The sequence below is a fragment of the Xanthomonas sp. MUS 060 genome (assembly GCF_000963215.1).
GTDB lineage: Bacteria > Pseudomonadota > Gammaproteobacteria > Xanthomonadales > Xanthomonadaceae > Xanthomonas_A.
In genome coordinates, this window is sequence record NZ_JZIM01000001.1 from 187,968 (window position 1) to 207,028 (window position 19,061).

Genomic DNA, 19,061 nt, shown 5'->3' on the forward strand with positions numbered 1-19,061 from the left:
GCGCGGTACTTCGCACCCTTGCACTCCGCACTTCTGTCCCTCATGTTGAGACGATGAACGATCACACCCTCCAGCTTGCCGAAACCCGCCTGTTGCTTCCCGCCGGCCTTGATGCCTCCACCCTGGAGCGTGCCTTCGGCACATTGCTCGGCCCCGGTGTGGATTTCGGCGATCTGTATTTCCAGCATTCGCGCCGCGAGAACTGGAGCGTGGAGGACGGTATCGTCAAGGATGGCGCGCACTCCATCGAGCAAGGGGTGGGCGTGCGCGCGATCTCCGGCGAGAAGACCGGCTTCGCCTATTCCGACGATATCCACCACGATGCGTTACTGGCCGCGGCACGGTCGGCGCGGGCGATTTCCCGCGATGGCGGTGCGCAAGCGACGCAGGCGCTGCAGCGCGGTGGCGCGCGCGCGCTGTACCCGGCGTTGGATCCGGTCGATAGCATGGACCATGCGCGCAAGCTCGAACTGTTGCGTCACCTGGACCAGTTCGTGCGCGCCGCCGATCCGCGCGTGCAGCAGGTCATGGTGAGCCTGACCGGCAGTGTGGACACCGTGTTGGTGGCGCGTAGCGACGGCGTGCTCGCTGCCGACGTGCGTCCGTTGGTGCGACTGAATGTGCAGGTGATCGTCGAGCAGCAAGGACGCCGTGAATCCGGCTATGCCGGCGGCGGTGGTCGCTACGACTACGCGGTGCTGTTCGCCGATGGTCGCCCGGAAGCCTATGCCAAAGAAGCGCTGCGCCAGGCGTTGGTGAACCTGGAGGCGGTGCCGGCCCCGGCCGGGGTGATGCAGGTGGTGCTGGGGCCGGGATGGCCCGGCGTGCTGCTGCACGAGGCGGTCGGACACGGACTGGAGGGCGATTTCAACCGCAAAGGCACCAGCGTTTATGCCGGTCGCATCGGCCAGCGTGTGGCTTCGCCCGGGGTGAGCATCGTCGACGACGGCACCTTGGATGGCCGTCGCGGTTCGTTGAACGTGGACGACGAAGGCACCCGGACCCATTGCACCTCGTTGATCGAGGACGGCGTGTTGGTCGGCTATATGCAAGACACCTTGAATGCGCGGCTGATGGGCGTGGCGCCGACTGGCAATGGCCGCCGCGAATCGTTCGCCCATCTGCCGATGCCACGCATGACCAACACCTACATGCGCGCTGGCCAGCACGATCCGCAGGACATGATCCGCTCGGTGAAGAAAGGCCTGTACGCGGTGAACTTCGGTGGCGGTCAGGTCGATATCACCAGCGGCAAATACGTGTTTTCGGCCACCGAGGCCTACCTGATCGAGGACGGCAAAATCACCGCGCCGGTCAAGGGCGCGACGCTGATCGGCAACGGCCCGGAGACCATGCAGAAGGTCAGCATGATCGGCAACGATTTAGCCTTGGACGAAGGCGTTGGCGTGTGCGGCAAGGATGGACAGAGCGTGCCGGTGGGTGTGGGCCAGCCGTCCTTGCTGATCGATGGCCTGACCGTGGGCGGGACGGCGTAAAGCACGTGATATACGTTGCGCTGAACTGCGCGGTCGTAGGTGGCGGGTCGGGACCGACGGCGCTGTCGAGGCGCGCTACGCTGGTCGCGCGTGGTGTTCAGGCGCACACGCGTGCGCGTCGCCGTCGGGCAGGTCGGTGTCGTCTTGGTCGCCGCCGTGTTTCAGCGGTCTGCGTCGTCTTCGACGTCCTCGTCCGTGCCGGCGCTTTGCGCGTGCGCGGTGTCCGCTCCCGCGCCAAGCACCAGTTCGCGCAGTTCCCGGAACAACTCGCGATACGCATGCGGCGGTTTGTTCTTCAGCCGTTCTTCCTTGGCGTTGCGCAGCAACTGGCGCAGTCGCTGCCGGTCGGCGTCGGGGTGCTCGGCGAGCAGCGCGGACAGGGCTGCGTCACCGTCGGCGAGCAGGCGTGTGCGCCAGTCTTCGACCCGATGCAGGGCCGCTACCTCGCGGCGCGCGCCGTCGCTGTTCACGTCCATCGCTTCGCGGATCGCCTCCAGCGCCGCCTCGTCCTCGCGGCGCATCTGCTTGGCCAGGAACGCCAGTTGGCGTTTATGCGCGATGTGCGAGGTGATGCGCTTGGCCTCGGCAATATGCGGCAGCAGCGATTCGGGAACCGGCAGTTTGGCCAATTGCGCCGGGGTCAGTGCCACCAGTTTCTCGCCCAGGCTCAGCACTTCCAGCGCCTCGCGGCGCTGCTGGCTGCGGCTTTCGCCGCGGAATTCACCGGTGTCTTCGTCGCGTCCGCGCATGGTCGTGCTACTCGGTCAGTCTGCAACATCACATCTAAACGTCCGGCCATGGAGGCCAGGGCCGCTGCGAAGGGATTCGCATGACAAGGATAAAGCATTGAACGCGATCTCCCCCGACCTGCACCACGATGACAGCCAGCAGCGCCTGGAGCGTCTGTCCGACATTGCCGAGCGCTTGCTGGCGCGCGCACGCGCGCTTGGCGCCAGCCAGGCTGAAGTCAGTTGTAGCGAAGACCGTGGTATCGATGTCAACGTTCGCCTGGGCGCGGTGGAAACTGTGGAGTCCACACGCGACCGCGGCATTGCTGTCACCGTGTATTTTGGCCAGCGCAAGGGCAGTGCCAGCACGGCCGATCTGCACGACGCCAGCCTGGAGGCGACTGTCGCCCAGGCCTGCGCCATCGCCCGCTATACCGAGGACGATGCCGCCGCCGGTTTGGCCGATGCGGCACTGATGGCGCGGCAGATGCCTGATCTCGATCGTTGGCATCCGTGGGCGCTGCAGGCGGAGGAGGCGATCGAGCTGGCGCTGGCGTGCGAGGCCGCCGGACGCGATGCCGATGCGCGGATCAGCAATTCCGATGGCGCCTCGGTTGGCAGCAGCGAGAGCTTGTCGGTGTACGCCAATTCGCATGGTTTCGTCGGTTGCGAGCGCAGCACGCACCATGCGATCAGTTGCGCGCTGATTGCGGGGCAGGGTGACGGCATGCAGCGCGATGGTTGGTACAGCAGCGCGCTGGCGCGCGAGGAACTGGAGCGGCCGGCGGCGATCGGTCGCCGTGCCGCTGAGCGGACGGTAGCGCGCCTGCAGCCGCGTTCGCTACCCACCGGCGAGGTGCCGGTGCTGTTCGCGCCGGAGATGGCGCGCTCGCTGATTGGCTATCTGCTGGGGGCGGTGTCTGGTGGTGCGTTATACCGTCGCGCCAGCTTTCTGCTCGACAGTGCGGGCACGCGTTTGTTTCCGGAGTGGTTCGCGATCGACGAATTGCCGCACCTGCGTCGCGGCCTGCGCTCGGCGTCCTTCGATGGCGACGGTGTGGCCACCCGCGAGGCGCCGCTGGTGAGTGGCGGAGTGCTGCAGCGCTACGTGCTGGGCAGCTATTCGGCGCGCAGGCTCGGCCTGCAGACCACTGCCAACGCTGGTGGCGTCCATAACCTCAAGGTCGCAGCCAATGTGGCGGATCTGGCCACGATCATCGCGGGCATCCCGCGCGGCCTGTTGGTCACCGATTTGATGGGCAATGGCGTCAACCTGGTGACGGGCGATTATTCGCGCGGTGCGGGCGGTTTCTGGATCGAGAATGGCGCCATCGCCTATCCGGTGGATGAAGTCACCATTGCCGGCAACCTGCGGCAGATGTTCGAGCGCATCGAGGCGGTGGGAGCCGATATCGACGTGCGTTCGCACCTCCACATCGGCGCGACCCTGATCGGTGCGATGACGGTGGCCGGCGCGGCATCCTGATCGCGATGTATTCTCGGCATCACAGACATGCCTCGACGGGCTTGCCGCCGCCGAGAGTGGCGTCTTGATGTTTTGGTGTTTTGTCCGCTTCACAACCGACGGAAATGAAGACCGATGAACGAATTCGACAACATCACCGCTCCGCCACCGCCGCCACCGAATTCGTCAGGCTCGCAGGAGGATCGCCCCATCGCCTTGATGATCCATCTGTCTGGCATCTTCTTCAGCTTCGTCGTCCCGCTGATCGTCTGGTTGATTTATAAGGACAACCCGAGCAAGGTGTTTCTCAACGACCAAGCCAAGGAAGCGTTGAATTTTCAGATCACCATCGCCATCGGTTACCTGATCTGCAGCGTGCTCATCATCATTTTGATCGGCATTGTGGGCATGAAGATCCTGTGGGCGCTGAATCTGGTGTTTTGCATCCTCGCCGCCATCAAGGCCTACGAGGGCGTCGCTTATCGTTATCCCTTCGCGTTGCGGTTGATCAAGTAACGCGCAATGTCTGCGCTCGCGAGAAGGCCCGGCGTTCGACGGGCTTTTTTGTTGTTTTCAGCACAGATGGGTGAGGTCGGCTGGCTTGTGTATCGACGTGCCTGGAGCAGCGGTGCATGCTGCATGGCCGTATCGATGCTTGCGTTTTGTCGTGCGCGTGCAGGCTGCCGAGCACGGGACGGCGCTGTTGAGTCAGTGCGCGCGATCCACCGCCAACTGCGCCAGCGTCGCCAGGGGTTCGGCGTGCGCGCCATAACCGTGTAGACCATCGCGCATGGTGTGCGCCAGTTCGGCGAGCTTGGTCTTCGCCCCGTCCATGCCCAGCAGCGCCGGGTAGGTCGATTTGGCCTGGGTCGCGTCTTTCCCGGCGGTCTTGCCGAGTTGTTCGGAGCTGGCTTCCACGTCAAGGATATCGTCGCGGATCTGGAACGCCAGCCCCAGGGCGCTGGCGAAGGCATCCAGGTGGTCCAATGCGGCGCGGTCGGCGCCGCCGCCCAATGCGCCCAGACGCACGCTGGCGCGGATCAGGGCACCGGTCTTCAAGGCGTGCATGCGTTGCAGATCCGCCAGCGGTTGCACGCTGCCGGTGGCGTCGATGTCCAGGGCCTGACCGCCGCACATGCCGGCCGCACCGGCGGCCTCGGCCAGGGTCTGCAACCACTGCACGCGCAGCGCCGCATCGGCGCCATCGGCCTTGGCCAGCAGTTCGAACGCCAGGCTCTGCAGCGCATCTCCGGCGAGGATCGCGGTGGCCTCGTCGAAGGCGATATGCACGGTGGGCTGGCCACGTCGCAGTGCATCGTCGTCCATGGCGGGTAGATCGTCGTGGACCAGCGAGTAGGCATGGATCAGTTCCACCGCCAACGCCGGCGCATCCAGGTGCGCCGCGTCGCTGCCGAACAGGGCGCCGCTGGCGTAGACCAACAGCGGACGCATGCGCTTGCCGCCGCCGAGCGTGGCGTGGCGCATTGCTGCGTGCAGGCGCTGTGGTGCCTGTGCGGTTGCGGGCAGGTGTGCGTCCAGGCCAGCTTCAACCCGTTGCCGCCAGCGTGCGAAGAGGGCGTCAGCCGCCATGGAGCGGGGTGGGATCGAACGGTTCGGCGCGGTCGGGTTGCTCTGGGTCGCTGAGCAGGCGCACACGCAGCTCGGCCTGTTCCAGTGCCTGCTGACATTGTCGGTACAGGCCGACGCCGCGTTCGTAGGCGCTGAGCGATTGTTCCAGACTCAGGTCGCCTGCTTCCATCTTCTCGACCAGCACTTCCAGTTCTTCGAGCGATTGCTCGAAGCGGGCGATCGGGGAGGCATCGTCGTGTTGTGGCTTCTTGGGCATCGCGAAAGTGTGCGCGGCGCCGGGGATACGGTCAATGTGCGGCGGCCGCGTGGTCGTCCAGCACCAGGCGTGCGTTACGCGCCTGCAGCCAGGCGTGTAGTGGCGCGGCGAGCAATGCCGGGCCTGCCGCCAGCAGTTGTTCTGCGTCGAACAGCAGGGGTAAGCGCGTGCGCTGCCACGGCGGCACCGCCTGAGCTTGCAGCAGATGTTTGAGCGCCTGCGAATGGTGGCGCCCGGGCAACTGCAGGCGCTCGCCGCCGCGGCGTTGTCGTACCAGCAGTGGTGTGTCGAAGCCGAGTGGCGCGGTGGCCTGTAACCGTAACTGGCGGCCATCGGGCAGGCATAGCGGTGCGCGTCCGTCCCAGTGGGTTTGCCAGTCGGCAGGCCATGCGGGTGGATCCCATTCGGCATACAGCGCTTCGCGCCAACTGCGCACGCGGGCGCCATGCCAGGCGAATTCGGCGGCGGCGTCGGCACGGGGATGCAGCAGCGTGCGTTCGATTGCCGCCAGGCCCGCCGCTGGCAGTGGCGGTAGGCCTGCGTCGCGGATCCATCGCCGCAGCACGCGTGCGCGGCGTGCGCTGGGGAGTGCGCGTAGCGGTGGCAGCGGCAGCGCGGTGCCTGGCGTGTACCGCCAGGCGTCCAACGTTGCCCGATCGTCCGCATCCAGCAGGGTCACGGTTTCAGCGCACAGTTGCGCGCTGCGGGCGAGTGCGGCGTCGGCATGCGGCCAGCGCTGGCGTAGCAATGGCAGCACCCGCAGGCGTAAGAAATTGCGGTCGAAGCCGGGATCGGCATTGCTGGGATCGTCGATCCAGCGCAGCGCGTGCTGTTGCGCGTAGGCGTGCAGCGCGCTGCGCGGCAGTGTCAGCAACGGTCGCCACAGTTTGCCGTTGGCGAAATCGGACAGCGGCTGCATCGCGGTCAGGCCGTCCAGGCCGGAGGCACGCAGTGCGCGCAGTAAGAAGGTTTCGGCCTGGTCGTCGCGATGCTGCGCCAGTGCCAGCCATTCGCCATGCGCCATCACCTGAGCAAACGCCGCGCGTCGTACCTGCCGTGCCGCCGCTTCCAGGCCATCGCCGCGATCGCGTGGCACGTCTACGCGGAGTACCTGCAGTGGTACTTCCAGAGCCGCGCTGATCTGTTGGCAGTGCATCGCCCAGGCGTCGGCATCGGGGTGCAGGCCATGATGCACGTGCACGGCGCGTAGGCCGCGCTGGCGATAGTGCGGCTGTTGCGCCAAGGCGTGCAGTAGGACCGTCGAATCCAGGCCGCCACTGAAACCGAGCAGCACCGACGCTGGCGCTGGATTGGGTAAGGCGTCGGCGAGGGCGGATAGCGGTGGGGTGGGCATACGCGAACTCATCGCGCCACTGTAGACGCAAGCGAGCGTGCGGCGAAGTGCGTTGTGCGGATGGACGCACGCCTAAAATGGTGCTGGGGCGCACGCTTCCAGTCGTGCTGATGCCGTCAGGTCGAGCTGTGTTCAAGCCATGGCATCGTCGGCGGCGCCGAGGTGCGCTATGGTGAGAAATCGTAGAGTTCTCTGGATAGCGTCAATGAGATTGGTGACGGCCTGGTTACGCATCCCATTCTGGCAGCGTGTGTTGGCCGGTTTCGTGCTGGGCGCGTTGGCTGGCTGGGCACTGGGCCCGGCTGCGGAGACATGGTTCAAGCCGCTGGGTGATCTTTACGTCACCTTGATCAAGATGATTGCGGTGCCATTGGTGTTTTTTGCGGTCATCAACGCGATCGCGTCGCTGCATGGGCAGCAGTCGGTGGCCAAGTTGGGTGGGCGCACCTTCCTGTGGTTTATCGTCACTGCGGCCTTGGCGGTGGGCGTCGGTCTGACCGTGGGCACGTTGTTGCAGCCTGGCGCCGGTCACCTCGGCTTACGGGTGGACAGCGCCTGGGCGCCGCACGATGTGCCCAGCCCGATGCAGGTGCTGCTGGATGTGGTGCCATCCAATCCGTTCTATGCGCTGACTGGCATCGGTGCTCACATCAATGCCGCAGGCGAGAGCGTGCTGGTGGCCGGGCGCGGCTCGATCCTGCCGGTCATCTTCTTCGCCGCATTGCTTGGTTTTGCGATGGTCAAGCTCGGTGCACGCGTGGCCGAGGCGCGCAAGCTCTGTACGCAAATGAGCGAGATCATGATCCAGGTCACGCGTCTTGTGCTGGAGATGACCCCGCTGGGCACCTTCGGCCTGATCGCTGGGCTGGTCGGAGGCTATGGTTTCCAGAAACTGCTGCCGTTTGGTCATTTCGTGTTGGCGCTGTATTTGGCCTGCGCACTCCACATCGTGGTGGTGTATAGCTGTCTGCTGTTGGTGCACGGGCTCAATCCGTTGAAGTTCTTTCGCGGTGCTGCGCCCGGGATGCAAGTCGCTTTCGTCAGTTCCTCCAGCTTTGCCGCCATGCCGGTGGCGTTGCGTTCGATCACCCACAATCTGGGCGTCGACAAGGACTATGCCGCGTTCGCGGTGCCGCTGGGCGCAAGCATCAAGATGGATGGCTGCGGTGCGATTTTCCCAGCGCTGTGCGCGGTGTTCATCGCTCAGTACACGGGGGTGCCGTTGACGGCCAATCAGTATTTCGTGGTGCTGATTGCCTCGGTGCTGGGCAGCTTCGGTACTGCCGGCGTGCCTGGCACCGCCGTGGTGATGGCCACCGTTGTGCTGAGTGCAGCCAATCTGCCGCTGGAGGTGATCGGTTATCTGTACGCGATCGACCGCGTGCTGGACATGATGCGGACCATGACCAACGTGACCGGGCAGATGCTGGTGCCTGTGCTGGTCGCCAAGGAAACTGGCCTGCTCGATCGTCAGGTGTACGAAGCCGCTTCCAGCAACGTCGGTTTGGAGTCGTCGCCTGGCGGCACACCGCAGTGAACGCCAGGCGCTGCGCTACGGCAGCCGTATTTTCCGTGGCGGTGCATCGCGCACGCGCGAACAGTCGGGTAGGCGTAATCGCGCATCGCGCTGGACAACTTGCTGTTTGCTGTTGTCGGTCGCCGCTGTGGCGCGTTCTCGCATTGCAGCATCGGCCCATGGCAGACTGCGGACTCCTTTTGATTCATGGAGGCCCGATGAGCGGCACGCAACGCGACCTGACGTTTCGTTTTCTGGCCGAGCCGATCGACGTCAACTACGGCGGTAAGGTGCATGGCGGGGTGGTGATGAAGTGGATCGATCAGGTCGGCTACGCCGCTGCGGTTGGCTGGAGCGGGCACTACAGCGTGACTGTGGCGGTAGGCGGTATCCGCTTCGTCTCACCGATCCGGATCAGCGACATGGTCATGGTGAGCGCCAAGCTGGTCTATACCGGCACCACCAGCATGCATTTCGCGATCGAAGTGCGCGCTCGCGATCCGATGGGCGGCGAAGCCCGGTTGTGTACCCATTGCATCATCGTGTTCGTTGCCCTGGACGGCGTGGAAGGAAAACCGATCCCAGTGCCGTCCTGGCACCCGGACACGCCGGAAGATCATCGTCTGGCCGAGTACGCCCAGAAGGTGATGGAGTTGAGCAAAGGTATCGAGGACACCATCGCTCATTACCAGAGCTGAGGTTCTGGCAGTGTCGCTGCTGCATCCATCGCAGCGGGCCAATTCCCAGGGTTTCTCCGTGTGGCGTTAGACCGGAGCGTGAAGAGTGGCTGGCAAAACGTCGCCAGTCGCTGTCGGCTGGGCGCGGACAGCGCGCAGCAACCGCCGTGATGGGATACGTGAGGATTCCGAGCACTGCCCGCGCCCGTCCGGCGGTGACGCAGTCGTTTTGTTAGTGACTCAACGTCTGCCTGCCCGCGCAGGTTCCTGACGTTGCTGGCGCTGCGATAACGAAAAAAGCCGCTGTCTCCAGCGGCTTTTCGTCCACCAGATGTGCTGGGGCTTACATCGCCACGCGTCGGGCCTGCATGAACTTGGCGCTCCAGTACCCCGAGCTGAGGGTATCCACGCGCACATCTTTGCCGCGGCTCGGGGCATGCAGGAAGCGGCCTTCGCCGACGTACAGGCCGACATGGTCAACCCGGCCCTTGCGACCGAAAAACACCAAATCGCCCGGTGCCAGTGCGTCGCGGTCCTTGATCAATTCGGCATTGGCCTCGTGCGCCATCTCGCGCGACACGCGGGGCAGTTCGATGCCCAGCGCGGTACGGAATACGTAACCGATCAGGCCACTGCAATCGAAGCCTTCGGTATCCTCGCCGCCCCAGCGGTAAGGCGTGCCCAGCAGCGCCATGGCGCGCTTGAGTACCGATTGCACCTTGTCGCCGCCCGGAACGACGCCTTCATGCAGGGTCGGTTGGGAGATATCGTAGTTGGCCAACAGGCGGCTGATGTCACCGGCGAACATCGCCGAGCGATCCATGAGCGGGATAGTGTCGTTGCCGGCCAAGTGCGGCAGCAGGGCGGCCAGAGTGGCGGTGGCGGCGATGTCTGCCTTGCTGCGTGCTGGAGCTGCCGCCTGCGGTGTCACTGTCGGTGTCGGCTTGGCGGCGATGGTCGCAGTCGTTGTCTGGTGTACGTTACCAGTAGCAGTGACCGCAACGGACACCGTTGAGACTGGTATCGGATTGGGAGCGAAGGGTGCGATCGCTTCCCGGACGACGGTGTCGGTGGATGGGGACTGCGCCAAGGCTGGGAGAGCCGTGAGACAGAGCGAGGCGGTGCAGAAAAGGCGGAGCGCGGTCCGATGGGGAACAGCAATCTTGCCTGTGCAGGTCTGGGCTTCAATCGTCACGCTTGGATCACAGAATCATAAAGATGGACGATCATCCTCTGGATGGGGCAAGGAAAGGTTTAAATAAAGTTAAATTTTTGTAATTGTGAATGCAGTTTAAGTAATGAACATCACATTTTAATGCAAAACCCGTTTAGCACCAGTGTAATGATCGCGCCAGTAGGGTCCGTCGAGTGAGTCCAAACGCACTGTTCCACCAGTGTTGGGAGCATGCACGAAGCGGCCCTCTCCGACGTAGATGCCGACGTGGCTGACGCTGCCTGCGCTGCCGAAGAACACCAGGTCGCCGGTGCTCAGGCGTTGCGGGTCGATCTTCGGCCCCTGGACGGCGGCCAGTTCGCGCGAGGTCCGCGGCAACCGCAGGTCGAGCATGTCGCGGTAGACGTAGGCAACCAGCCCGCTGCAGTCGAAGCCGGATTCTGGGGTGTTCCCACCATAGCTGTATGGCGTGCCGACCAGGCCCAGGGCGCGGATCAGCACCGCGTTGGCGGCGTCTGGGTTGGCCGGGACGACCTGCGGCCAGTCGCGCACCGCCACCCGCGCCGGCCGTGTCTGACGAGCAGCGTGGTGGCCGCAGGCGGCCAGCGCCCCCGCGCACAGCAGTACAGCGCATCTGAGAAGCGCGCGGCGTGCATGCGCGGAAACTGGCGTGTTGTGCATGGAGCCGGGATAATGCGCCACCTTTAGAAGGCCACCATCATGGCGGCCCTCCCGGCGGCCGACAAGTCGCCCATTCCATCTGCCCCGGCAGACCTAGCGCAGAGTGCACATGAAGATCGAAAAAGACCGCATCGTCCGTTTCCACTACACCGTTTCGGAAGTCGGTCAGGCGCCGATCGAAAGTTCCAGGGACCGCGATCCCCTGGCGATCCTGGTTGGGCACGGCAACATCATCCCGGGTTTGGAGAGCGCGATGCTGGACAAGACGGCCGGCGACAGCTTCGCCGTGGACGTGGCGGCCAAGGACGCCTACGGCGAGCGTCGCGAGGGCCTGACCCAGCGCGTACCGAAGAAGCATTTCGGCGCGACCAAGTTGCAGCCGGGTAACCAGGTGATCCTGCAGACCAACTTCGGCCCGCGCGCGGTGACCGTCCAGAAGGTGGGCATGAGCGTTGTCGACGTCGACCTCAACCATCCGATGGCGGGCAAGGATTTGCACTTCGACGTGGAAATCCTCGAAGTGCGCGAGGCCAGCGCGCAAGAACTCGAACATGGCCACGTGCATGATGAGGCCGATGGCGACCACCAGCATTGATTCCTGATCGTCGCGGCACCGGATGATCCGGTGCCGTTGACCGCCGCCGCAGTACGCTGCGTACGCGGCGGCGTCAGTGTCGTCGCGGGCCTGCCGCGACGATGGATAATGACCGTTCTCCCGTCCGGTGCTCGCCTTGGTCGCCCCCGCCGCTTCCGTGTTGCAGCCCATCGCGCCCGCCGAGCGTATCGTCGCCCTGGACGTGCTGCGTGGCTTTGCCTTGCTGGGCATCTTGCTGATGAACATCGAGGGTTTCGTTGGTCCGCTGGATGCCGCAATGAGTGGGCTGGACCCGGCACTGCGCGGTGTGGATCGTATTGTCGATGCGCTGGTGTACGTGTTGGTGCAAGGCAAGTTCTACACCTTGTTCTCGTTGTTGTTCGGCATGGGGTTTGCGGTCATGGCGCAGCGCGCCGAAACCGCGCGAGGTTCCTTCACCGGCTTTTTCTTGCGTCGTAGCGCGGCATTGCTGTTGATCGGTGTGCTGCATGCGCTCTTGCTGTGGTCCGGCGACATCCTGGTCAGCTATGCCTTGCTGGCCGTGATGCTGCTGGCGTTCCGCGAGGCGCCCACGTCCTGGTTGCCGTGGATGGCGCTGGTGGTCTATCTGTTTACGCCATTGTTGTGGTTACTGATCGGTGCCATGGCATCGGTGGCGCAGGCCGACCCGCATGGCGCTGTCCGGTGGCGGCACGACATGGCCGAACACGTGCAGCGCAGCGCGATAGCCTTGGCGCAGCAGCGCGAGGCGTTCGGTCATGGCAGCTATATTCAGGCCACCGTGCAGCGCGGACGTGATTTACTCGATGCCCTTGGCGCGCTGCTGCTCAATGCATCGAGCATCTTCGGCATGTTCCTGCTCGGCGCTTGGTGCGTGCGCAGTGGTTTGGCCGCGCAGCCGCGGCGGTTTGCGCGATTGCTGGCGGTACTGCGTTGTGGCGTGTTGCCGCTGGGGTTGGCGCTGATGCTGTGGAGTTTCTGGCTGGAGCCGTGGATGGATCCGGCGCGGTTGGACCTGCGCTTGAGCGGCGCGTTCGCCATGGCCAATGTCGCCAGTGGGCTCATGGCGTTGGGGTATGCGGCCTGGTTGTTGCGCGCGGTGCCAGCGTTGCAGTGGCTGGCGCCGGCCGGGCGAATGGCGTTGAGCAACTATCTGTTGCAGTCGCTGGTATGCACCACGCTTTTCTATGGCTATGGGCTGGGTTATTTCGAGCGTCTGCCGCGTGCCTGGCAGATCCCGTTTGCGTGCGGGCTGTTCGCACTGCAGGTGGTGTTGTCGCACGTGTGGCTGCGTTGGTTTCGCTTCGGTCCGGTGGAGTGGCTGTGGCGTTCGGCCACGTATCTGCGTTGGCAGCCCTTGCGCCGCCTCGACACGGCCTAGCACGGTGCCGCCTGTGCGCAGTCCCTGGGCGCGTGCACCCTGGAATGGCGACATGTATCCATGCCGCTCGCGCCGCTGCATTGCCTGTCAAACGCCGCTGCTGGAACGGCGGGCATGAACCCGCGCCGTTCGCCGTTGGCTGTGGTGGAGCCGGTCGTGGCCGATCCCCATGCGCGGATATTGGCGGTGATCCGCGCGATTCCTCCCGGCCAGGTGCGTAGTTATGGCGAGGTGGCGATGCTGGCTGGGCTGCCGGGACGGGCGCGGCTGGTCGCGCGCTTGCTCGGCGGGCATGCCGAGGCGACATTGCCCTGGCACCGGGTGCTGCGCAGCGACGGCAGTATCGCCTTCCCGCAGGGATCGCGTGGGTATCGCGCGCAATGCCAGCGCTTGCGTGCCGAAGGCCTGGCGGTGCAGGGTGGGCGAGTGAAGAGGGCCCCGCTGCCAGTGCGGGATCTCGACGCGGTGTTATGGGGGCCGCAATAGCAAGCGGCTATGATGGGGAAACTTGCTACGGACATGATCCATGTTTCCCAGACTTCCGCCCGTCACCCAAGCGCTTCTGATCAGCAATGTCGTGGTGTTCCTGCTGCAGATATCGCTGGGCACCGCGACCTTCGCTCCCCTCATGCTATGGCCGATCGGCTTGTCCGATCCCTTCTCGTCGGGGCAGAGCTTCCAGATCTGGCAGTTGCTGACCTATGCCTTCCTGCATGGTGGTTTCTCGCACCTGCTGTTCAATATGTTGGCTTTGTACATGTTTGGTGGTCCGCTGGAGCAGACTTGGGGCAATAAACGTTTCTTGACCTATTACCTGGTCTGCGTCATTGGTGCCGGTCTGTGCCAGTTGCTGGTTGGCTGGTGGATGCTGAGCAATGGCAGTGCGCCGTATCCCACGCTGGGCGCGTCCGGTGGCATCTTCGGCCTGTTGTTGGCCTTCGGTATGCTGTTTCCCAATCAGCAGGTCATGTTGCTGTTTCCGCCGATCCCGATGAAGGCACGCACGTTCGTGATCGTGTTCGGTGCGCTCGAACTGGTCATGGGCTTCGCCGGTTGGGAGCCAGGCGTGGCGCATTTCGCGCATCTGGGCGGCATGCTGTTCGGTTGGTTGATGATTCGCTACTGGCGCGGGCAGCCGCCGTTCGGCAAGCGCAAACCGCCGCGTCCGCGCATCGTGCGCTGAGCAGCGCTGTTGGGGATCCACATCGTTAGCCGCTAAGCCGACGTCAGCGGCGGCGGCGCAGACGAAATTGCCGTCAGGCGCTTGGGTCTGCGCCGCCGTGCCGATGCGCCCCTGGCCGCCAGCGATGGGCGACCAGGGGCACAGGGAGTGGCTCAGAAGCGGTAGCCGATCTTTCCGTACCAGTAACGGCCATTGAAGCCGAACGGCGATAGCGCAGAGTATTGCTTGCGTCGTAGCGCGGCATTGCTGTTGATCGGTGTGCTGCATGCGCTCTTGCTGTGGTCCGGCGACATCCTGGTCAGCTATGCCTTGCTGGCCGTGATGCTGCTGGCGTTCCGCGAGGCGCCCACGTCCTGGTTGCCGTGGATGGCGCTGGTGGTCTATCTGTTTACGCCATTGTTGTGGTTACTGATCGGTGCCATGGCATCGGTGGCGCAGGCCGACCCGCATGGCGCTGTCCGGTGGCGGCACGACATGGCCGAACACGTGCAGCGCAGCGCGATAGCCTTGGCGCAGCAGCGCGAGGCGTTCGGTCATGGCAGCTATATTCAGGCCACCGTGCAGCGCGGACGTGATTTACTCGATGCCCTTGGCGCGCTGCTGCTCAATGCATCGAGCATCTTCGGCATGTTCCTGCTCGGCGCTTGGTGCGTGCGCAGTGGTTTGGCCGCGCAGCCGCGGCGGTTTGCGCGATTGCTGGCGGTACTGCGTTGTGGCGTGTTGCCGCTGGGGTTGGCGCTGATGCTGTGGAGTTTCTGGCTGGAGCCGTGGATGGATCCGGCGCGGTTGGACCTGCGCTTGAGCGGCGCGTTCGCCATGGCCAATGTCGCCAGTGGGCTCATGGCGTTGGGGTATGCGGCCTGGTTGTTGCGCGCGGTGCCAGCGTTGCAGTGGCTGGCGCCGGCCGGGCGAATGGCGTTGAGCAACTATCTGTTGCAGTCGCTGGTATGCACCACGCTTTTCTATGGCTATGGGCTGGGTTATTTCGAGCGTCTGCCGCGTGCCTGGCAGATCCCGTTTGCGTGCGGGCTGTTCGCACTGCAGGTGGTGTTGTCGCACGTGTGGCTGCGTTGGTTTCGCTTCGGTCCGGTGGAGTGGCTGTGGCGTTCGGCCACGTATCTGCGTTGGCAGCCCTTGCGCCGCCTCGACACGGCCTAGCACGGTGCCGCCTGTGCGCAGTCCCTGGGCGCGTGCACCCTGGAATGGCGACATGTATCCATGCCGCTCGCGCCGCTGCATTGCCTGTCAAACGCCGCTGCTGGAACGGCGGGCATGAACCCGCGCCGTTCGCCGTTGGCTGTGGTGGAGCCGGTCGTGGCCGATCCCCATGCGCGGATATTGGCGGTGATCCGCGCGATTCCTCCCGGCCAGGTGCGTAGTTATGGCGAGGTGGCGATGCTGGCTGGGCTGCCGGGACGGGCGCGGCTGGTCGCGCGCTTGCTCGGCGGGCATGCCGAGGCGACATTGCCCTGGCACCGGGTGCTGCGCAGCGACGGCAGTATCGCCTTCCCGCAGGGATCGCGTGGGTATCGCGCGCAATGCCAGCGCTTGCGTGCCGAAGGCCTGGCGGTGCAGGGTGGGCGAGTGAAGAGGGCCCCGCTGCCAGTGCGGGATCTCGACGCGGTGTTATGGGGGCCGCAATAGCAAGCGGCTATGATGGGGAAACTTGCTACGGACATGATCCATGTTTCCCAGACTTCCGCCCGTCACCCAAGCGCTTCTGATCAGCAATGTCGTGGTGTTCCTGCTGCAGATATCGCTGGGCACCGCGACCTTCGCTCCCCTCATGCTATGGCCGATCGGCTTGTCCGATCCCTTCTCGTCGGGGCAGAGCTTCCAGATCTGGCAGTTGCTGACCTATGCCTTCCTGCATGGTGGTTTCTCGCACCTGCTGTTCAATATGTTGGCTTTGTACATGTTTGGTGGTCCGCTGGAGCAGACTTGGGGCAATAAACGTTTCTTGACCTATTACCTGGTCTGCGTCATTGGTGCCGGTCTGTGCCAGTTGCTGGTTGGCTGGTGGATGCTGAGCAATGGCAGTGCGCCGTATCCCACGCTGGGCGCGTCCGGTGGCATCTTCGGCCTGTTGTTGGCCTTCGGTATGCTGTTTCCCAATCAGCAGGTCATGTTGCTGTTTCCGCCGATCCCGATGAAGGCACGCACGTTCGTGATCGTGTTCGGTGCGCTCGAACTGGTCATGGGCTTCGCCGGTTGGGAGCCAGGCGTGGCGCATTTCGCGCATCTGGGCGGCATGCTGTTCGGTTGGTTGATGATTCGCTACTGGCGCGGGCAGCCGCCGTTCGGCAAGCGCAAACCGCCGCGTCCGCGCATCGTGCGCTGAGCAGCGCTGTTGGGGATCCACATCGTTAGCCGCTAAGCCGACGTCAGCGGCGGCGGCGCAGACGAAATTGCCGTCAGGCGCTTGGGTCTGCGCCGCCGTGCCGATGCGCCCCTGGCCGCCAGCGATGGGCGACCAGGGGCACAGGGAGTGGCTCAGAAGCGGTAGCCGATCTTTCCGTACCAGTAACGGCCATTGAAGCCGAACGGCGATAGCGCAGAGTATTGCAAGCCGTTGGGGCGATCGTCGTAGATGTTGTTCAATGCCGTGCGCGTCGGGTACTGGTTGGTCATGTTGTCCACGCCAACGGTGAAGGTGATGTCGCGCCAGGTATAGCTGGTGGACGCGTTCAACAGCCAGCGTGCGGCGAAGGCTTGATCCTGGCTGCCGTCGGCGTTATCGCCGCGGCGGGTGATCGCGCCGTAGCGGGTGGCGTCGCCGTGCAGGCTCCAGTTTGCAAGGTTCCAGTCGGCGCTCAGGACATACTTGGTATGCGGTGTGGCGTCAGTGAGCAGGCCCTGGCTGGCACGCCTGAAGTTGGGGTTGGAGACTTCCAGGATCTCGGTCTTGTTGTAGTTGGCGCTGAAGCTCAGGTTGAGTTTGCCGGCTTGGTCGAGATCGAGCAGATAGTTGTTCACCCAATCGATGCCGCGGGTGCGGGTGGTGGCACCGTTCACGAAGAACTGCGCCGCAGCGACCTGTCCGATCGGCACGGCCAGTGCCAATTGGTCCGTGTATAGGATTTGATCCCAGATAGATGCGCACTTGGTACAGATCCAGCGTGGAGCTGAAATTCGTGCCGGATTGCCAGACCGCGCCCAGGCTGTAGTTGCTGGATTTTTCCGGCACCAGCGGTTTTGCGCCCAGTGCAATGGCCACGGGGTCGGAGGTGCGGTAGGTGCCGATCTGATTCAACTTTCCGTTCTGCAGCAGTGACACCACCGAGGTGTAGTTCTGCTGTGCCAGCGACGGTGCGCGGAAGCCATTGGAAACGGTGCCGCGCAAGGCAAAGGCGTCGTTGATCTGATAGCGTGCCGACAGCTTGCCGGAGCGTGTCGCGCCTGCGTCGCTGTAGTCTTCGTAGCGCGCGGCCAGACCACCGGAAAGTTTTTCGGTCAGGTTGGTTTCAAGATCGGCATACACGGCTTTGCTGTGTCGCTCGAAGTCCCCGGCCAATGCGGGCGCCAGCCCCGGGAACACCTGTGAGCCACCCGGATAGGGTCTACCGGTGTTCGGGTTGATGGTGTTCTGGTTGAAGAAATACGAAGCCGGCGTACCGGCCACGACCATGTATTTGTCTTGCCTATATTCCGCACCGAAGGCGAGATTGACCGGATACGCCAGGCCCCAGTCGAAGGATTTGCTGACGTCCGCGTTGAATACGCCCTGTTTGGCGCGGAAACCACCGGCGTTGAAGCGCGTTGGCGAGCTGCCGGTGCTCCAGTACAGATTGGTGTTGATGGTGTTGAGTAGATCGAACGTCACGTCGTTCTCGCCGTAGTCGGCGGAGACGTCCCAGTTCCAGCCGCTATCGGTATTGCCTTTGATGCCCAGGACCGCAGCACGGTCGTTGGCTGGGTTGTAGATCTGCGGCAGGAAGCCGTTGGGGTAGACCGCCTGCACATTGCGGTTGGTGTTGTTCCACGCGCGGTAATAGCCGTTGGACAACACTTCCCGGCGGCTGAAATTGGCATAGCCGTACAGGCTGATGTTGGGCGTCAGTGCGTAGCCGAAGTTGAGCAGACCTTGATAGGTTTTGACCGCCGGATCGCCGTAACGCTCGTAAGGAATGCCGCTGGGATTGTTCGCGCCCGCCAGGGTGGTGGACTTGTTGGTGTTCTCGGCGCGATTGGTGTTCATCGCGTTCTGGTAGTTCCAGGACAGCCGTGCCCAGCCGGGGGCCTCGCCGCTGCCTTGTGCGCCGCCGAACGCTAGCCCATAAGAGCCATCCACGCCGTTTTGCGCACCGTCGCCCTTGTCCATGATGCCGCCGTTGACCGAGACGTTGTTGCTGCCGGGTTTGGCGCCGTGCTTGAGCACGATGTTGATGACGCCGGCGATGGCATCCGAGCCGTATTGCGCCGAGGCACCGTCGCGCAGCACTTCGATGCGCGCGATCGCCGACACCGGGATCGAATTCAGGTCCGCCGGCGCCGAGCCGCGACCGACCGAGGGGTTGTAGTTGACCAACGAGGTGGTGTGGTAACGCTTGCCGTCGAGCAACACCAGCACTGCATCCGGCGACAGGCCGCGCAAGGTTGCCGGACGTAGTGCGTCGTTGCCGTCGTTGATCGCCGGGCGTGGGAAATTCAACGATGGCAACAATTTGCCCAGGGCGCTGCCCAGGTCGGTGGCGCCGGATTCCTGGAGCGCTTCGGGGCTGATGATGTCGATGGGCGACTGCGATTCGGCCACCGTTCGGTCAGTGATGCGGGTACCGGTGACGATGACGTTGTCCAGGGTCTTGGGGGCCTGGTCTTCTTGAGCGAAGCTAGTGCCTGAGGCGAGAACGAGCAGGATGGCGCTGAACAGGGGAGCGGGGCGATGCAACATCGGTCGTAGACTCCAGTGGGCCGGGGGATGGCGGGGCTGAGGGATTCCCGTGAAGAGAGGGGCGTGCTGCACTG

At 64.1% G+C, this 19,061-nt stretch carries 17 protein-coding genes and 2 pseudogenes; 12 read left to right on the forward strand and 7 right to left on the reverse strand.

The features are described from left to right. The first annotated feature begins 53 nt into the window (after positions 1-53). Positions 54-1,496 (forward strand): metalloprotease TldD, encoded by a 1,443-nt coding sequence (gene tldD / locus XANALMUS060_RS00765; RefSeq protein ID WP_045736741.1) that lies wholly within the window; start codon positions 54-56, stop codon positions 1,494-1,496. A gap of 161 nt (positions 1,497-1,657) precedes the next feature. Here the strand turns inward: tldD and yjgA are convergent, their stop codons facing one another. Then, positions 1,658-2,245 (reverse strand): ribosome biogenesis factor YjgA, encoded by a 588-nt coding sequence (gene yjgA, locus XANALMUS060_RS00770; RefSeq protein ID WP_045736742.1) that lies wholly within the window; start codon positions 2,243-2,245, stop codon positions 1,658-1,660. A 97-nt stretch (positions 2,246-2,342) separates the two neighbouring features. On the opposite strand from yjgA, the gene pmbA reads away from it, so the two are divergent. Together pmbA and XANALMUS060_RS00780 are read left to right on the forward strand one after the other, a co-directional pair. After that, positions 2,343-3,710: a metalloprotease PmbA gene (gene pmbA / locus XANALMUS060_RS00775; RefSeq protein WP_045736743.1), complete on the forward strand. Its 1,368-nt coding sequence runs from the start codon at positions 2,343-2,345 to the stop codon at positions 3,708-3,710. Positions 3,711-3,824: 114 nt separating this feature from the next. After that, entirely contained in the window at positions 3,825-4,205 is a 381-nt protein-coding gene (locus XANALMUS060_RS00780) for a DUF4870 domain-containing protein (protein WP_045736744.1), read from the forward strand. 192 nt (positions 4,206-4,397) lie between these two features. Here XANALMUS060_RS00780 and XANALMUS060_RS00785 read toward each other — a convergent pair whose 3' ends face one another. From XANALMUS060_RS00785 to tilS, 3 genes are read right to left on the reverse strand one after another with little or no spacing between them, the layout of a single operon-like run. Then, entirely contained in the window at positions 4,398-5,279 is an 882-nt protein-coding gene (locus tag XANALMUS060_RS00785) for a polyprenyl synthetase family protein (protein WP_045736745.1), read from the reverse strand. Then, positions 5,269-5,535 carry an exodeoxyribonuclease VII small subunit gene (locus XANALMUS060_RS00790; RefSeq protein WP_045728284.1) on the reverse strand — a complete coding sequence of 89 codons (267 nt, stop codon included), beginning with the start codon at positions 5,533-5,535 and terminating at the stop codon, positions 5,269-5,271. Before XANALMUS060_RS00790 ends, XANALMUS060_RS00785 begins: the two co-directional genes overlap by 11 nt. A gap of 31 nt (positions 5,536-5,566) precedes the next feature. Beyond that, on the reverse strand, positions 5,567-6,889 hold the full coding sequence (gene tilS, locus XANALMUS060_RS00795) for a tRNA lysidine(34) synthetase TilS (protein ID WP_045737053.1): 1,323 nt from the start codon (positions 6,887-6,889) through the stop codon (positions 5,567-5,569). Positions 6,890-7,094: 205 nt separating this feature from the next. On the opposite strand from tilS, the gene XANALMUS060_RS00800 reads away from it, so the two are divergent. Both XANALMUS060_RS00800 and XANALMUS060_RS00805 read left to right on the forward strand, forming a co-directional pair. After that, positions 7,095-8,426, forward strand: coding sequence for a dicarboxylate/amino acid:cation symporter (locus XANALMUS060_RS00800; protein ID WP_045736746.1), 1,332 nt, complete (start codon positions 7,095-7,097; stop codon positions 8,424-8,426). 197 nt (positions 8,427-8,623) lie between these two features. Continuing rightward, a complete protein-coding gene (locus XANALMUS060_RS00805) occupies positions 8,624-9,103 on the forward strand; it encodes an acyl-CoA thioesterase (protein ID WP_045728282.1) in 480 nt (159 codons plus the stop codon). Between the two features lie 322 nt (positions 9,104-9,425). On the opposite strand, the gene XANALMUS060_RS00810 is transcribed toward XANALMUS060_RS00805, so the two are convergent. Beyond that, entirely contained in the window at positions 9,426-10,277 is an 852-nt protein-coding gene (locus XANALMUS060_RS00810) for a C40 family peptidase (RefSeq protein WP_045736747.1), read from the reverse strand. A 117-nt stretch (positions 10,278-10,394) separates the two neighbouring features. After that, positions 10,395-10,937 carry a C40 family peptidase gene (locus tag XANALMUS060_RS00815; RefSeq protein WP_045736748.1) on the reverse strand — a complete coding sequence of 181 codons (543 nt, stop codon included), beginning with the start codon at positions 10,935-10,937 and terminating at the stop codon, positions 10,395-10,397. Positions 10,938-11,046: 109 nt separating this feature from the next. On the opposite strand from XANALMUS060_RS00815, the gene XANALMUS060_RS00820 reads away from it, so the two are divergent. From XANALMUS060_RS00820 to XANALMUS060_RS00850, 7 genes and pseudogenes are all read left to right on the forward strand, one after another. Further along, positions 11,047-11,532 carry a peptidylprolyl isomerase gene (locus tag XANALMUS060_RS00820; RefSeq protein WP_045736749.1) on the forward strand — a complete coding sequence of 162 codons (486 nt, stop codon included), beginning with the start codon at positions 11,047-11,049 and terminating at the stop codon, positions 11,530-11,532. Positions 11,533-11,689: 157 nt separating this feature from the next. Beyond that, positions 11,690-12,913: a DUF418 domain-containing protein gene (locus XANALMUS060_RS00825; protein ID WP_045737054.1), complete on the forward strand. Its 1,224-nt coding sequence runs from the start codon at positions 11,690-11,692 to the stop codon at positions 12,911-12,913. Between the two features lie 114 nt (positions 12,914-13,027). Further along, on the forward strand, positions 13,028-13,399 hold the full coding sequence (locus tag XANALMUS060_RS00830; RefSeq protein WP_045736750.1) for an MGMT family protein: 372 nt from the start codon (positions 13,028-13,030) through the stop codon (positions 13,397-13,399). Between the two features lie 40 nt (positions 13,400-13,439). Further along, entirely contained in the window at positions 13,440-14,096 is a 657-nt protein-coding gene (locus XANALMUS060_RS00835) for a rhomboid family intramembrane serine protease (RefSeq protein WP_045736751.1), read from the forward strand. Positions 14,097-14,321: 225 nt separating this feature from the next. Continuing rightward, a pseudogene (locus tag XANALMUS060_RS00840) lies at positions 14,322-15,254 on the forward strand (DUF418 domain-containing protein); the annotation flags it as partial. Positions 15,255-15,368: 114 nt separating this feature from the next. Continuing rightward, positions 15,369-15,740 (forward strand): MGMT family protein, encoded by a 372-nt coding sequence (locus XANALMUS060_RS00845; protein ID WP_045736750.1) that lies wholly within the window; start codon positions 15,369-15,371, stop codon positions 15,738-15,740. Positions 15,741-15,780: 40 nt separating this feature from the next. Then, positions 15,781-16,437 (forward strand): rhomboid family intramembrane serine protease, encoded by a 657-nt coding sequence (locus tag XANALMUS060_RS00850; protein WP_045736751.1) that lies wholly within the window; start codon positions 15,781-15,783, stop codon positions 16,435-16,437. Between the two features lie 152 nt (positions 16,438-16,589). On the opposite strand, the pseudogene XANALMUS060_RS00855 reads toward XANALMUS060_RS00850, so the two are convergent. Continuing rightward, a pseudogene (locus XANALMUS060_RS00855) lies at positions 16,590-18,987 on the reverse strand (TonB-dependent receptor). Positions 18,988-19,061: the final 74 nt, after the last annotated feature.

Coding starts and splice junctions, on each gene's coding strand:
- tldD (WP_045736741.1), top strand. CDS start 54: ATGAACGATCACACCCTCCAGCTTGCCGAAACCCGCCTGTTGCTTCCC.
- yjgA (WP_045736742.1), bottom strand. CDS start 2,245: ATGCGCGGACGCGACGAAGACACCGGTGAATTCCGCGGCGAAAGCCGC.
- XANALMUS060_RS00780 (WP_045736744.1), top strand. CDS start 3,825: ATGAACGAATTCGACAACATCACCGCTCCGCCACCGCCGCCACCGAAT.
- XANALMUS060_RS00785 (WP_045736745.1), bottom strand. CDS start 5,279: ATGGCGGCTGACGCCCTCTTCGCACGCTGGCGGCAACGGGTTGAAGCT.
- XANALMUS060_RS00790 (WP_045728284.1), bottom strand. CDS start 5,535: ATGCCCAAGAAGCCACAACACGACGATGCCTCCCCGATCGCCCGCTTC.
- tilS (WP_045737053.1), bottom strand. CDS start 6,889: ATGCCCACCCCACCGCTATCCGCCCTCGCCGACGCCTTACCCAATCCA.
- XANALMUS060_RS00800 (WP_045736746.1), top strand. CDS start 7,095: ATGAGATTGGTGACGGCCTGGTTACGCATCCCATTCTGGCAGCGTGTG.
- XANALMUS060_RS00805 (WP_045728282.1), top strand. CDS start 8,624: ATGAGCGGCACGCAACGCGACCTGACGTTTCGTTTTCTGGCCGAGCCG.
- XANALMUS060_RS00815 (WP_045736748.1), bottom strand. CDS start 10,937: ATGCACAACACGCCAGTTTCCGCGCATGCACGCCGCGCGCTTCTCAGA.
- XANALMUS060_RS00820 (WP_045736749.1), top strand. CDS start 11,047: ATGAAGATCGAAAAAGACCGCATCGTCCGTTTCCACTACACCGTTTCG.
- XANALMUS060_RS00830 (WP_045736750.1), top strand. CDS start 13,028: ATGAACCCGCGCCGTTCGCCGTTGGCTGTGGTGGAGCCGGTCGTGGCC.
- XANALMUS060_RS00835 (WP_045736751.1), top strand. CDS start 13,440: ATGTTTCCCAGACTTCCGCCCGTCACCCAAGCGCTTCTGATCAGCAAT.
- XANALMUS060_RS00845 (WP_045736750.1), top strand. CDS start 15,369: ATGAACCCGCGCCGTTCGCCGTTGGCTGTGGTGGAGCCGGTCGTGGCC.
- XANALMUS060_RS00850 (WP_045736751.1), top strand. CDS start 15,781: ATGTTTCCCAGACTTCCGCCCGTCACCCAAGCGCTTCTGATCAGCAAT.